Source organism: Bradyrhizobium sp. DOA1 (genome assembly GCF_001593325.1).
Lineage (GTDB): Bacteria > Pseudomonadota > Alphaproteobacteria > Rhizobiales > Xanthobacteraceae > Bradyrhizobium.
The window spans coordinates 4,821,144-4,833,981 of the sequence record NZ_JXJM01000001.1; the positions used below are offsets into that span (position 1 = coordinate 4,821,144).

14 protein-coding genes are annotated in these 12,838 nt (G+C 63.8%); 7 read left to right on the forward strand and 7 right to left on the reverse strand.

Translation table 11 applies throughout. From position 1 onward, the window contains the following. Positions 1–181: 181 nt before the first annotated feature. On the reverse strand, positions 182–580 hold the full coding sequence (locus tag SE91_RS22560) for an RT0821/Lpp0805 family surface protein (RefSeq protein WP_349541374.1): 399 nt from the start codon (positions 578–580) through the stop codon (positions 182–184). A 119-nt stretch (positions 581–699) separates the two neighbouring features. Between SE91_RS22560 and pdxH the strand changes: the two genes are divergently transcribed. From pdxH to SE91_RS37200, 4 genes are all read left to right on the forward strand, one after another. Further along, a complete protein-coding gene (gene pdxH, locus SE91_RS22565) occupies positions 700–1,341 on the forward strand; it encodes a pyridoxamine 5'-phosphate oxidase (RefSeq protein WP_061849170.1) in 642 nt (213 codons plus the stop codon). A 27-nt stretch (positions 1,342–1,368) separates the two neighbouring features. After that, a complete protein-coding gene (locus SE91_RS22570; protein ID WP_061851250.1) occupies positions 1,369–2,121 on the forward strand; it encodes an SDR family NAD(P)-dependent oxidoreductase in 753 nt (250 codons plus the stop codon). Positions 2,122–2,396: 275 nt separating this feature from the next. Beyond that, complete coding sequence (locus tag SE91_RS22575; RefSeq protein WP_061849171.1) at positions 2,397–2,762, forward strand: hypothetical protein; 366 nt, start codon at positions 2,397–2,399, stop codon at positions 2,760–2,762. A gap of 12 nt (positions 2,763–2,774) precedes the next feature. After that, positions 2,775–3,032 carry a hypothetical protein gene (locus SE91_RS37200; RefSeq protein WP_197489500.1) on the forward strand — a complete coding sequence of 86 codons (258 nt, stop codon included), beginning with the start codon at positions 2,775–2,777 and terminating at the stop codon, positions 3,030–3,032. Between the two features lie 263 nt (positions 3,033–3,295). Here the strand turns inward: SE91_RS37200 and SE91_RS22580 are convergent, their stop codons facing one another. Together SE91_RS22580 and SE91_RS36445 are read right to left on the reverse strand one after the other, a co-directional pair. Beyond that, positions 3,296–4,273 (reverse strand): magnesium transporter CorA family protein, encoded by a 978-nt coding sequence (locus tag SE91_RS22580; protein WP_008551347.1) that lies wholly within the window; start codon positions 4,271–4,273, stop codon positions 3,296–3,298. Between the two features lie 56 nt (positions 4,274–4,329). Then, on the reverse strand, positions 4,330–4,602 hold the full coding sequence (locus tag SE91_RS36445) for a hypothetical protein (RefSeq protein WP_156489730.1): 273 nt from the start codon (positions 4,600–4,602) through the stop codon (positions 4,330–4,332). Between SE91_RS36445 and SE91_RS22585 the strand changes: the two genes are divergently transcribed. Continuing rightward, positions 4,601–5,290, forward strand: coding sequence for a L,D-transpeptidase (locus SE91_RS22585; RefSeq protein WP_061849172.1), 690 nt, complete (start codon positions 4,601–4,603; stop codon positions 5,288–5,290). The genes SE91_RS36445 and SE91_RS22585 overlap by 2 nt on opposite strands. 36 nt (positions 5,291–5,326) lie before the next feature. Here SE91_RS22585 and SE91_RS22590 read toward each other — a convergent pair whose 3' ends face one another. Next, positions 5,327–6,418: an extensin family protein gene (locus SE91_RS22590; protein ID WP_061849173.1), complete on the reverse strand. Its 1,092-nt coding sequence runs from the start codon at positions 6,416–6,418 to the stop codon at positions 5,327–5,329. Between the two features lie 65 nt (positions 6,419–6,483). On the opposite strand from SE91_RS22590, the gene SE91_RS22595 reads away from it, so the two are divergent. Both SE91_RS22595 and SE91_RS22600 read left to right on the forward strand, forming a co-directional pair. Continuing rightward, entirely contained in the window at positions 6,484–8,112 is a 1,629-nt protein-coding gene (locus SE91_RS22595) for a fatty-acid--CoA ligase (protein ID WP_061849174.1), read from the forward strand. Positions 8,113–8,322: 210 nt separating this feature from the next. Then, positions 8,323–9,177: a DUF1499 domain-containing protein gene (locus SE91_RS22600; protein ID WP_061851251.1), complete on the forward strand. Its 855-nt coding sequence runs from the start codon at positions 8,323–8,325 to the stop codon at positions 9,175–9,177. A gap of 61 nt (positions 9,178–9,238) precedes the next feature. Here SE91_RS22600 and SE91_RS22605 read toward each other — a convergent pair whose 3' ends face one another. The 3 genes from SE91_RS22605 to ribB form a co-directional block, all read right to left on the reverse strand. Continuing rightward, the gene (locus tag SE91_RS22605) at positions 9,239–10,156 is read right to left on the reverse strand and encodes an MBL fold metallo-hydrolase (protein WP_061849175.1); all 918 of its coding nucleotides are present in this window, start codon (positions 10,154–10,156) and stop codon (positions 9,239–9,241) included. 184 nt (positions 10,157–10,340) lie between these two features. Further along, positions 10,341–11,555, reverse strand: a complete 1,215-nt coding sequence (locus SE91_RS22610) for an acyl-CoA dehydrogenase (protein ID WP_061849176.1) — start codon at positions 11,553–11,555, stop codon at positions 10,341–10,343. A 138-nt stretch (positions 11,556–11,693) separates the two neighbouring features. Then, the gene (gene ribB / locus SE91_RS22615) at positions 11,694–12,770 is read right to left on the reverse strand and encodes a 3,4-dihydroxy-2-butanone-4-phosphate synthase (RefSeq protein ID WP_061849177.1); all 1,077 of its coding nucleotides are present in this window, start codon (positions 12,768–12,770) and stop codon (positions 11,694–11,696) included. Positions 12,771–12,838: the final 68 nt, after the last annotated feature.

The following is a 12,838-nucleotide window of genomic DNA, read 5'->3' on the forward strand; positions in this document are numbered from 1 at the left end:
GTCTCCTTCAAGATATCGAAATTGTTCAAAGGGCTCCCCGCCCCACCTCCGGATCATGTGGGGAGAGAGTGGCATTTTTGCAACTAGGAGCGCGCACCGCCCCTCGATGATTCAAGCATGATCTTAGCGGAAAACCAGTCCCCACTTTTCGCGAACGCGGCCCTCCGGGTCCGGATCATGCTCAGCTCCGCCACGGCTTTAGCGTATGAATCTCCCAACGGCCACGACCACTTTGGCAGCCGGCGCCCTGGAGCCAGCTTTCGGTATTGCCGTTGACGTAGCTTGCCAGGAAGTCGCGGCATTTGCGGCCGTCCTCGGCGGCATACGACTGTGCGATCGGCGTGACCGAGCCGCGCGCCCCGGTCTCCGGATTCTCCCAATGCTGGCTGGAATCCTTGTCGCCCTTGCTGAGGACGTCGGAGGCGGCATTGCGGGTGAAGGCGAGATCGGTCTCGGTCGGCGGGCCGTTCGTCGGCCGCGTGATCGAGCCGGTCAAGTCGTTGTCCTCGGCCTTGGCATAGGCGCTGCCGTCGCTGCGCGAAAAGCTGCAGCCGCCGGCACCGCACCCGATCAGAATCATCGTCACGACGAAGCCGGATGGCCGGATCGCCGATAGGCCAACGCGTTCCCATGCCCTATATAGGGCGGTAGCGGACAGCAACGCGTTTTGGGCCGCGGGACGCAACTCGGACTCCGGACATGACCGACACGACATCGATGAAACACCAGACACCCTTAACATCCGGTGATTTCACCGCCGCCAACGAGCCATTTGCGTTGTTCGAGTCCTGGCTGAACGAGGCGATCAAGAGCGAGCCGAACGATCCGAACGCGATGGCGCTCGCGACCGTCGATCCGGACGGCCTGCCCGACGTGCGCATGGTGCTGATGAAAGGCTTCGATACCGAGGGTTTCGTCTTCTACAGCCACATCGCGAGCCAGAAGGGCCGCGAACTCGCCGCAAATCCTAAGGCAGCGTTACTTTTTCACTGGAAGTCGCTACGCCGTCAGGTCCGCATCCGCGGCAACGTGACGCCGGTGACCGATGCGGAGGCCGATGCGTATTTCGCGACGCGACCGAAGCAGGCCCAAATCGGCGCCTGGGCGAGCAAGCAGTCCGAAGCGCTGGAAAGCCGCTTCGCCTTCGAGCAGGCCGTCGCCAAGGTCGCGGCCAAATACGTCATCGGCGAGGTACCGCGGCCGCCGGGCTGGAGCGGCTGGCGCATCACGCCCTCGCGCATCGAGTTCTGGCACGACCGCCCATTCCGCCTGCACGACCGCATCGAATTTCGCCGTGACGCGGCCGGCCAGCCGTGGTCCAAGACGCGGATGTATCCTTAAAGCTTTGGGCCGATTTGAAAGATGTCCATGCCGCATTCGTCCAATCTGCCGCGTCGTACGCTCCTGCTGACCGGCGCCAGCCGCGGCATCGGCCATGCCACCGTGATCCGCTTCTCCTCGGCCGGCTGGCGCGTCATCACCTGCTCGCGGCATCCTTTTCCGGAGGACTGCCCGTGGGACGCAGGCCCTGAGGACCACATCCAGGTCGACCTCGGCAATCCCCAGGATACCGCGCGCGCGATCACCGAGATCCGCAATCGCCTCGAGGGCGGCACGCTGCATGCCCTCGTCAACAACGCCGCGATCTCGCCGAAGGGCCCGGGCGGCTCCAGGCTCGGCTCGGTCGACACCGATCTCGACACCTGGACGCACGTCTTCCACGTCAACTTCTTCGCGCCGATCATGATCGCGCGCGGGCTGATCGAGGAGTTGAAGGCGGCCAAGGGCTCGGTCGTGAACGTCACCTCGATCGCGGGCTCGCGCGTGCATCCTTTCGCCGGCGCCGCCTATGCGACGTCCAAGGCCGCGCTCGCCGCGCTGACGCGCGAGATGGCCTCGGATTTCGGCCGCGTCGGCGTGCGCGTCAACGCGATCGCGCCGGGCGAGATCGACACCTCGATCCTGTCGCCGGGCACCGAGAAGATCGTCGACCAGCAGATTCCGATGCACCGGCTCGGCACACCCGACGAGGTCGCCAAGATCATCTACGTGCTTTGCACGGACACCTCATCCTACGTCAACGGCGCCGAGATCCACATCAACGGCGGCCAGCACGTTTGATCCGATGCTTTGTATCGGCCGCGGCGCTGCGTCCGGGGCACGAGAGCGGAGTGAGGCGGATGCTGCTTCCGCGCGTCATCGCGAGGAGCCCTTGCGATGAACCAATCCAGAACCCTTCTGCGGAACGACTCTGGATTCCTTCGTCGCTTCGCTCCTCGCAATGACGGTGAAATTATCCCGAGCGGTGACCAACCTTGACGGACCGCATTCGATGGCAAGCCGATTGAATTGCGCTGAAGCGCTTTCCGATCCCTCTCATTTGGGGAAGCCATGCTGTGTGTTTTGCAGATCGTAGGCAGTCGCTTGAGGATGGCATTGCCAAGCGGCTGACCGCTCCCTTCTATCGAAAGGAGGTGTCGGATGATGGGCACGAGCAGCTTTTCTACGATGTCGCCGATGCGTCGAGCCGAACTGAGCTAATGAAACAAATCAAGCAGTTCATCGCCGAAAATAGAGAGGGCCTTGCCTACGCGCATCAGCACCCCGACGAAGTGGAGGCGCCCAACCTCGACATCGGAATCATCATGGATGGACCTCTGATGAAAAGCGCAACGTTCGACGGCGAACTCATTGCACTGCTTGCAGAGTTCGGCATGACGGTTTCGATTTCAGCTCATCAAGCTTCGCCAAGCGAAGAATAGGCCGCGCAGATCGTGAAGCACTGGCTGATTTGCCGAAAGACGGAAAGCAAGGCGATCCAGACAACGCCGCCGCAAGACCTGGATCGCCCGCCCTTCCTCCCCGTTCCTCAATCGAGTCGAATCCGACGCGACCTCTCGCGTGGCCGCGGAGCGGCCGTGCTGAACGCAGTCGAGCAGTCGTCGTCGTTCTCGCCGTCGAGCAGCGGAGCACCACAGTGCCGGCACATGCGCGCCGACAACGACGGCGCCCTGCCGCTCGTCACCGCCTGACGATAGTGCGCCAGATCGATGACGTTGCGGGGCGTCGTTATGTGTTTTTCAACCATGGCTGTTCCTCGCGGCTAACACGCTGCTTATCGCAGACAAGTTTCGCGCAAACGTTCAGCCCACCGCTCAAATTTTACCGGAGGAATTGGGGCGGCGAGCAGGCATCACCGCGCGGCCGCAATCCCGCTCTATTCTGCGACACGATCGACCGTGTCTCAGCGAATAGCGTAAGGTCTCGGTAGCTATTTTCCGAGAGCGGCGGGGATTCACAGCCACTTCTTGAACTTGAAGATCCAGTACGGGACGATCGCCGCGATCAGCATCATCACCAGGGCCATCGGATAGCCGTGGATCCATTCGAGCTCCGGCATCACCTTGAAGTTCATGCCGTAGATCGAGGCGATCAGCGTCGGCGGCATCAGGACAACGGCCATGACCGAAAACAGCTTGATGATGTTGTTCTGCTCGAGATTGACGACGCCGAGCATGGCGTCGAGCACGAAGGTGATCTTGCTGGAGAGATAGGAGGCGTGGTCGGTCAGCGAGGCCACGTCGCGCTGCATGGTCTTGAGCTGCTCGCGCATGTCCTTGGACCATTTCACGCCCTCGACCACCGCGGAGAGGAAGGTGACGACGCGGCCGATCGAGACCAGGCTCTCGCGAACCTTCGAGGTGAGGTCGCCCTTGCGGCCGATCGAGATCAGGATCTGGGAATATTGCTTGGCGTGGCCGTGGCGCTCGCTCTCGGGCTCGAAGATGTCGTGACTGACCTGGTCGATCTCGGAACCGCAGCGCTCCAGGATGTCGGCGCAGCGGTCGATCACGGCGTCCAGGAGCTCCATCAGCACCATCTCGCCGGTGATCGCCGGCGTGCAGGAGCGGGCGAGCTTGGCTTCCACCAGGGCGAACGGCTTGGGCAGATCGTAGCGCACCGTCACCAGGCGGTGGTCGCCGAGGATGAAGGTCACCGCCGTGGTCCTGGGCATGTCGGTATCGGAATGGCACATCAGCGTCGCGGTCATATAGCGCGCGCCGTTCTCGATGTAGAGGCGGCTGGAGATCTCGATCTCCTGCATGTCTTCCCGGGTCGGAATGGCGATGCCGGCCAGCCGCTCCACCGCCTTGTCCTCGGCCGCACTGGGATTGACGAGGTCGATCCAGACCGCGTTCTCCGGCAGGGTGGAGAGATCCTCGATGACGGCCTTCTTGAGCGAGGACTCGGAGGGAACGAATACCGAAAACATGACCACTCCAGAGATCCTGCGACAGAACGACAGCCCTTAGCGCGATTCTGACAAGTTCACGATGACAACAGCATTAACGAAGCGTTGGTATTTTGGGTGGGGGCAAGGCTCAACTGTGGCAAGGAATCGACAGTTTGCGGCTTAGGCGATCCCAAAACCGCAAAAATTTGCGGCAGAAAAGCCACAGGTTGGACCTCGCAGCGCGGGATAAGGCCTTCAGTGCTGGAATTGTGGCAGATTTCAACGATAATGGGATCAACGGAGTCGAGGAACTTGGGCGGTAAGCTCATGCCTTCCGCACGGTATTGTTTTGATTGGAACCAAACCATGTCGTCGCTGAAAGTTATTTTTGGGATTCTGGCCGCCGGCCTGATGCTGTCGGGCTGCATGCAGGCCACCACGCGTTACGAGGCGACCGACACCAAGGCGTTCAAGCCGAAGGACAAGGAACTCCTCGCCAAGGTCAAGTACGAGAATACTGCGGTTGCAGAGCCGTTCCGCCGCGCCATCGTCCAGTACCACCGCAAGGAAGCGCCGGGCTCGATCGTGGTCGATTCCGACAACCATTATCTTTATTACGTGCTGGATGGCGGCAAGGCGATCCGCTACGGCATCACCGTCGGTGAAGAGGCGATGGCCTGGTCGGGCATCGCCAAGGTGGCCAGCAAGACCGAGTGGCCGCCCTGGCACCCTACCCCCAGCGAAATCTCGCGCCTGGGCGTGCCGACCTATGTCGCCCCCGGCCCGGACAATCCGATGGGCTCCCGCGCGCTGTACCTCCATTCGGGGGGCAAGGACACGCTGTTCCGCATCCACGGCACCAACCAGCCGGAATATATCGGCGCCTCGATCTCGTCAGGCTGCATTCGCCTGACCAACGAGGACGCGATCGATCTCTATGATCGCGTCAAGGTCGGCACCCTCGTCGTGGTGCTCGAGCCCAAGCACGGCGACTCGCCCTACAACTCGCGCCTTGCGCTCGGCAGCAGCCAGACCGGCCAAGCGGCCAGCTACTGATCACCTCCTGATCTCAGACAATCAAAAGCGCCGGTTTTACCGGCGCTTTTTTATTCCCGGCTTGGATGGTTGAGCCTTCTTCTTCGGCTCCGACTTGTCCTTGGACGGAGAGGATTTCTCCGCGGTCTCGTCCTCGGCACCCTCCTTGGTCTCCGGCTTGGCCGCGACCTCGCGCGGCGGCGCCTCTTCAGGCCGTTCCGCCGGCAGCAGGGGAGCGACCTGCGGCAGGGGATCCCAGACGTTCCACTGGCAGATCCGATAGTCGTTGCGCCGCTGCACCAGATCGAGATGGATATGGTCCTCGTGGTACCAGTCCGAGCCCGGACCGAGCACGGTGGAGAAGCGCGCGCACACCGAATGCAGCACGCGCTCGCGCACCTCGCGCGACATGGTCCGGTCGGTGAGGCCGATCGACTGCCCGTTGGCGAGCTTGATGCCGCGGACGTCGATCGCATTGGCCTTGCCGTGCTCGGACAGCATCGCGCCGGCGACACGGTTGCGGCCGCGGCACTCGAAGCTGTCGAAATTGTCGAGCTCGCTCACCGCGGAGCCGAGGCTGGTCGCCAGCGGCGCCATGTCCTTGCGCACCCAATCGGCAAGGGCGGACGCCATGGTGCAGCGGAGGATGGCCGCCGGCTTGACCGCCACCTTGCGCTTGTCCGGCAGCACGACGGCCTCCAGCCGCACCAGATCCTCGCCACCGCAGGCGCCGGGGCCGCGGATATCGGGAATGGACGGCGCGATCGCGATCTCCTCCGTCAGCGCCAGCCGGCAGGCCGAGGCCTGCTTCTCGGGCGGCGGCGCCGCCTCGGCGGGCTTGTCCGCGCTCGGCTTGTCGGGAGCCGGCTTGCCGGCGGCCTCTGGCGGGCTCTCCTCCGATGCCTTCGAGGTTGCCTTAGGGGCCTCCTCGGGGCGCGGCTTGGGAAGGGGAATTTTGGCGGCGCGAACGGCAGCGCGCGGCTTTGGTGTTCCAAAATTGAAGATATCGAGCGGCGCAGGATATTTCCGCGCCTCTGCCGTTTCGGCGAGCAGCAACAGCCCCGCCGCAGCGGTAACCATTGCCGCCCCAGTGGACATATAGCCGCGACAAGACCATTTGCGGCGAAAGTCCGGCAGGCTAAAACTCATGACAATTCTTTGGCCCAACGCTGAGAGCGACAACGCGCCCAGCGACTTCTCGGAGGAACGTGAGAATGCTCGGTTTGATGCAAGATTGGCCCCTGCTCTGCCACCGGATCATCGAACATGCCGCAAGGATTCATGGCAAGCAGGAGGTGGTCACGCGCTCGGTCGAGGGACCGATCCACCGCACCACCTACGCCGAGATCCACAAGCGTGCGCTCAAGGTTTCGCAGATGCTGGACCGCGACAACATCAAGCTCGGCGACCGTGTCGCGACGATTGCCTGGAACACCTGGCGCCATCTCGAGGTGTGGTACGGCATCATGGGGATCGGCGCCATCTGCCATACCGTCAATCCCCGCCTTTTCCCCGAACAGATCGCCTGGATCATCAACCATGCGCAGGACCGCATCGTGGTGACCGATCTCACCTTCATTCCGATCCTGGAGAAGATCGCCGACAAGCTGCCGAGCGTCGAACGCTACGTCGTGCTCACCGACAAGGCGCATATGCCCGAGACCACGTTGAAGCAGGCGGTCGCCTACGAGGACTGGATTGCGCAGGCCGACGGCAAATTCAAATGGAAGGACTTTGACGAGAACACGGCAGCGGCGATGTGCTACACGTCGGGCACGACGGGCGACCCCAAGGGTGTGCTCTATTCGCATCGCTCCAACGTGCTGCACGCGCTGATGGCCAACAATGTCGACGCGCTCGGCACCAGCGCGTCCGAGACAATGCTGCCGGTGGTTCCGCTGTTCCACGCCAACAGTTGGGGCATCGCGTTCTCGGCGCCCTCGCAGGGCACCAAACTGGTGATGCCCGGCGCCAAGCTCGACGGCGCCTCGGTCTACGAGCTGCTCTCGACCGAGAAGGTGACGCATACCGCGGGCGTACCCACGGTGTGGTTGATGCTGCTCCAGCACATGGCCGCGAACAATCTGAAGCTGCCGGACCTGAAGATGGTGATCTGCGGCGGCTCGGCGATGCCGCGCTCGATGATCAAGGCCTTCCTCGACATGGGCTCGAACGTCCGCCACGCCTGGGGCATGACCGAGATGAGCCCGATCGGCAGCGTCGCGGCCCTGAAGCCGCCGTTCCAGAACGCAACCGGCGATGCCAAGCTCGACGTGCTCCAGATGCAGGGCTATGCGCCGTTCGCGGTCGAGATGAAGATCACCGACGATGCCGGCAAGGAGCTGCCCTGGGACGGCAAGACCTTCGGGCGGCTCAAGGTCGCGGGACCAGCCGTCGCCAAGGCCTATTACCGGGTCGATGCCAACATCCTCGACGAGGACGGCTTCTTCGACACCGGCGACGTCTCGACCATCGACGAGGACGGCTACATGCGGATCACCGACCGCTCCAAGGACGTGATCAAGTCCGGCGGCGAGTGGATTTCCTCGATCGACCTGGAAAACCTCGCGGTCGGCCATCCCGCCGTGGCGGAAGCCGCCGTGATCGGCGTGTTCCACCCGAAATGGGACGAGCGGCCGCTGCTGATCGTGCAGCTCAAGCAGGGCCAGCAGGCCACGCGCGAGGAGATATTGAAGTTCATGGACGGCAAGATCGCCAAATGGTGGATGCCCGACGACGTCGCCTTCGTCGACGGGATTCCGCACACGGCCACCGGCAAGATCCTGAAAACGGCGCTGCGCGACCAGTTCAAGGATTACCGCTTCCCGAACGCGGCGGCATAGTTCGGCACGGGCGTCATGCCCGGGGCTTGACCCGGGCATTCACGTATCGACCGCGGCAAAGATAGACGTGGATGGCCGGGACAAGCCCGGCCATGACGACGAGAGCGCCTGCGGAACTCTTGAATTTGCCCCCGGGGCGTGGTCTCAACGGCCCATCGTCGCGCCGGATCGGCCGGCACCGCCTCCAAAACCCCGGCAGAGCTCGTCCCGATGGCCCGCAGGTTTTCCGCTCCCTACCAGTCGGAGCCCGTGTCCAGCCTCGCGAACTGGGCGCGCAATCTGGCCGTGTTCGCGGTGGTGGCGGTGGTGGTCTCGATCATCATCGTCCGCTTCGACTTCCTTGAGATGAAGCCGGCGCTGATGACCTTTTTCGGCGGCCTGGCGATCGCCGGCCTGTCGATCCTGTTCGGGCTCGCCGGCTTTGCCGCGATCTGGCAGAACGGCTCGCGCGGTATGGGGCGCATCCTGCTCGCTTTCCTGATCGACGGGATGATCCTCGCCTATCCCGCCTATCTCGCCCTGCAATATCGCAAGCTGCCGGCGATCTACGACATCACCACCAATCCGATCGACCCGCCGCGCTTCGACGCGCTGGCGCCCGTCCGCACCGGCGATGGCACCAACACCGCGGTCTATGCCGGCCTCTATTCGGCCGAGCAACAGCGGCAGTTCTATCCCGACATCGAGCCGATCGAGCTGGAGCTTCCGGTCGACCGCGCCTATGCGATCGCGCGCCAGCTCGTCAACAAGCGCAAATGGCTCGTCATCGACGAGCGCGCCCCGCAGCCGCCGCGCCGGATCGGCCGCATCGAGGCGGTAGCACGCACGCCGATCATGGGCTTCCGCGAGGACGTCTCGATCCGCGTCGTGCCCGACGGCGATGATTCCCGCGTCGATATCCGCTCGGCCTCCCGCTATTTCGAAAGCGACCTCGGCAGCAACGCCGCCCGCGTCAAGAAATTCATCGATGACCTCAACACCGCCGCCGATGCCGATGCGCTGAAGCCGGTGAAGAAGACGCCGGTCGCTCCGCCCAAGGCCCCGGCGAAGACGGTGAAGAAATAGCGAGTAGCGAATAGCGAATGGAAGCCACTCTCATTCGCTACTCCCCACTCGCCATTCGCCCCTAGGCCATCCGATACGTCCCGCCGATCACGGGATCGCCGTCCGTCGCCACCACGCCGCGGGCGACCAGATCTTCGAGGTGCGCCAGCACGGAATAGCCGGCCGCCGTCGTCAGCCGGGGATCGATGCCGATATAGATCGCGCGCACCATCGTCGGGATATCGGTCTCGCCCTTGCCGAGACGATGCAGGATCGAGGCCTCGCGCGCCTTGCGATGACGGATCAGGAAGCGCACGAAGCGCGGTCCATCCGGAATCTCGGGGCCATGGCCGGAGAAGTACAGATCTTCCTCACGCGCGGCGAGGCGGTCCAGCGAGTCCATATAGTCGATCATCGAGCCGTCGGGCGGTGCGACGATCGAGGTCGACCAGCCCATCACGTGATCGCCGACGAAGTTGAACTTCTGCTCGGGCCAGGCAAACGCCAGATGATTGGCGGTGTGGCCGGGCGTCGCCACCGCCTCGAGCCGCCAGCCGTCGCCTTCCACGACGTCGCCATGGGCGATCCTGATGTCGGGCACGAAATCGCGATCAGAGCCGGATTCCGGATTGTGCTTCTCGCTTTCGAAGCGCGGGCGCGAGGCGCGGTGGGGGCCTTCGGCATAAACGGGCGCACCGGTCGCCTGCTTGATCCGCGCCGTGTTCGGCGAATGGTCGCGGTGGGTGTGGGTGACGAAGATGTGGCTCACCGTCTCGCCGCGCACGGCATCGAGCAGCGCTGCGGCGTGCGCCGCGTCGTCCGGGCCGGGATCGATGATCGCGACATTGCCGGTGCCGACGATGTAGCTGACCGTGCCGGTGAAGGTGAACGGGCTCGGATTGTTACAGAGCACGCGCCGCACGCCGGGGCGGACTTCCTCGACGATTCCAGGCTTCAGCGGAAAGTTGCGGTTGAACGGGACGTCGTCGTTGTCGGACATGAGACTTCCTGTGCACTACCTCCCCCCCCCCCCCGCCGTCATACCCCGCGAAGGCGGGGTATCCAGTACGCCCTGGCGCCGGTGGCAAAGGCGAGGTCTCTGGGATACTGGATCGCCCGCCCTAGTGCGCAATTGCGCACGGGGCGGGCGATGACACCGAGCAAGACACAACCACGGAACGCGGTCAGAAGAACGCCTGAATGCCCGTGATCGCGCGGCCCAGGATCAGAGCGTGGACGTCGTGGGTGCCCTCGTAGGTGTTGACGGTCTCGAGATTATGGACGTGGCGCATCACGTGGTACTCGATCGAGATGCCGTTGCCGCCGTGCATGTCGCGGGCGGTGCGGGCGATGTCGAGCGCCTTGCCGCAATTGTTGCGCTTCATGATCGAGATCATCTCGGGCGCGAACTTGCCCTCATCCATCAGGCGACCGACGCGCAAGCTACCCTGCAGGCCGAGCGCGATTTCGGTCTCCATGTCGGCGAGCTTCTTCTGCACCAGCTGGGTGGCCGCGAGCGGCTTGCCGAACTGCTTGCGATCGAGCGTGTACTGACGGGCGCGATGCATGCAGTCCTCGGCGGCGCCCAGCGCTCCCCAGGAGATGCCGTAGCGGGCGCGGTTGAGACAACCGAACGGACCCTTGAGGCCGGAGACGTTGGGCAGCAGCGCATCCTCGGGAACCACGACACCGTCCATCACGACCTCGCCGGTGATGGAGGCGCGAAGCGAGAGCTTGCCGCCGATCTTCGGCGCGGAGAGGCCCTTCATGCCCTTCTCCAGCACGAAGCCGCGGATCTGGTTGTCGTGCGCGGCCGACTTGGCCCAGACCACGAACACGTCGGCGATCGGCGCGTTCGAGATCCACATCTTGCTGCCGGTGAGGCGATAGCCATCCGCCACCTTCTCCGCGCGGGTCTTCATGCCGGCCGGATCGGAGCCCGCATCGGGCTCGGTCAGGCCGAAGCAGCCGACCCACTCGCCGCTGGCGAGCTTCGGCAGGTACTTCTTGCGCTGGTTCTCGTCGCCATAGGCGTAGATTGGATACATCACCAGCGAGGACTGCACCGAATTCATCGAGCGATAGCCGGAATCGACGCGCTCGATCTCGCGCGCGACGAGACCATAGGCGACATAGCTCGCATTGGCGCAGCCATATTCCTCCGGCAGCGTGATGCCGATCAGGCCGAGTTCACCCATCTCATTGAAGATCTCGCGGTCGGTCGTCTCTTCGAGATAGGCCTTGGAAACGCGCGGCAGCAGCTTGTCCTGGGCATAGGCGCGGGCGGTGTCGCGCACCATGCGCTCGTCTTCGGTGAGTTGCTCGTCAAGCAGGAACGGATCGTCCCACTGGAAAGCAGCCGCAGCCGGCTTGTCCTTGGCCTGAGGGCGCACGCTCATGAAACGTCCTTTCGCGTCTGGTTCCGTCATAAATTGCCCGACAAATTAAAGCGCCGCGGCAACAAGTGCAATTGCATTGCAGATCGATGGACCTGCGTGGCTCCACGGACGCGCGTCGTGCGGCCCGGGATGACAGCGCTAGCTTTCCAGCTGCTCGTTGGCGACGATCTCGATGCCGAAGCCGGACAGGCCTTTGTAGTCGTGCACCGAGGAGGTGAGATGCCGGATCGAGGTGACGCCGAGATCGCGCAGGATCTGCGCGCCGACACCGACCTCGCGCCACTGCCGGTTGCGGTCCGCCTCGGTCGCGCTCTCGTCGGGCAGCGGTGACACGGGGACACCGGCTGCGCCGTCGCGCAAGTAAACCAATACGCCACGGCCGGACTTCTTGAAGTGCTCGAGCACCGCCGCCATGCGCTTGTGGCCGGTAAAGGTATCCTTGACGATGTTGGGCTTGTGGAAGCGCGTCAGCACGTTCTTGCCGTCACCGACGCCGTTGTAGACGAAAGCGACATGGGCGATGGAATCGAACGGCGAACGATAGGCATAGCCCTGCAAGGGGCCGATCGGGCTCTCGGTCACGAAGGTCGAGACCCGCTCGATCAGCTTCTCGCGCGCCTGACGGTAGGCGATCATGTCCGCGATGGTGACGTGCTTGAGCTTGTGCTGGGCGGCGAAGCGGGAGACCTGCTCCCCCTTCATCACGCTGCCATCGTCGTTCATGAGCTCGCTGATGACGCCGACCGGCGGCAGGCCCGAGAGCTTGCAGAGGTCCACGGCAGCCTCGGTATGGCCGGAGCGCAGCAGCACGCCGCCGTCCTTGGCGATCAGCGGGAAGATGTGGCCGGGCCGGGCGAAATCGTTGGCGCCGACATTGGGATTGGACAGCGCGCGGCAGCAGGAGGCGCGTTCCTCGGCCGAGATACCGGTGCCGCCGTCGGGCTTGTAATCGATCGACACCGTGAACGCGGTGGTGTGTGCGGAATCGTTGTGGGCGACCATCGGATCGAGCCGCAGGCGGCGCGCGTCCTCCGTGGTCACGGGGGCGCAGACGATGCCGGAGGTGTGGCGGATGATGAACGCCATCTTCTCGGCGGTGCAGAGCGAGGCGGCGACGATCAGATCGCCCTCGCCCTCGCGATCGTCGTCGTCAGTGACGACCACGAGCTCGCCCCTGGCAAAGGCCTGCAAGACTTCCTGAACGCTATCGGGCATTTCCCAATCTCTATCGATGATGGCCGCGAGGCTTAGCCGGACGCCTTAGCCGGACTTGGACCGGGGCG

Bases quoted from the DNA above. Each gene is read 5' to 3' on its own strand.
- SE91_RS22560 (WP_349541374.1), bottom strand. From the start codon at position 580: ATGATTCTGATCGGGTGCGGTGCCGGCGGCTGCAGCTTTTCGCGCAGC.
- pdxH (WP_061849170.1), top strand. From the start codon at position 700: ATGACCGACACGACATCGATGAAACACCAGACACCCTTAACATCCGGT.
- SE91_RS22570 (WP_061851250.1), top strand. From the start codon at position 1,369: ATGCCGCATTCGTCCAATCTGCCGCGTCGTACGCTCCTGCTGACCGGC.
- SE91_RS22580 (WP_008551347.1), bottom strand. From the start codon at position 4,273: ATGTTTTCGGTATTCGTTCCCTCCGAGTCCTCGCTCAAGAAGGCCGTC.
- SE91_RS22585 (WP_061849172.1), top strand. From the start codon at position 4,601: ATGTCGTCGCTGAAAGTTATTTTTGGGATTCTGGCCGCCGGCCTGATG.
- SE91_RS36445 (WP_156489730.1), bottom strand. From the start codon at position 4,602: ATGGTTTGGTTCCAATCAAAACAATACCGTGCGGAAGGCATGAGCTTA.
- SE91_RS22590 (WP_061849173.1), bottom strand. From the start codon at position 6,418: ATGAGTTTTAGCCTGCCGGACTTTCGCCGCAAATGGTCTTGTCGCGGC.
- SE91_RS22595 (WP_061849174.1), top strand. From the start codon at position 6,484: ATGCTCGGTTTGATGCAAGATTGGCCCCTGCTCTGCCACCGGATCATC.
- SE91_RS22600 (WP_061851251.1), top strand. From the start codon at position 8,323: ATGGCCCGCAGGTTTTCCGCTCCCTACCAGTCGGAGCCCGTGTCCAGC.
- SE91_RS22605 (WP_061849175.1), bottom strand. From the start codon at position 10,156: ATGTCCGACAACGACGACGTCCCGTTCAACCGCAACTTTCCGCTGAAG.
- SE91_RS22610 (WP_061849176.1), bottom strand. From the start codon at position 11,555: ATGAGCGTGCGCCCTCAGGCCAAGGACAAGCCGGCTGCGGCTGCTTTC.
- ribB (WP_061849177.1), bottom strand. From the start codon at position 12,770: ATGCCCGATAGCGTTCAGGAAGTCTTGCAGGCCTTTGCCAGGGGCGAG.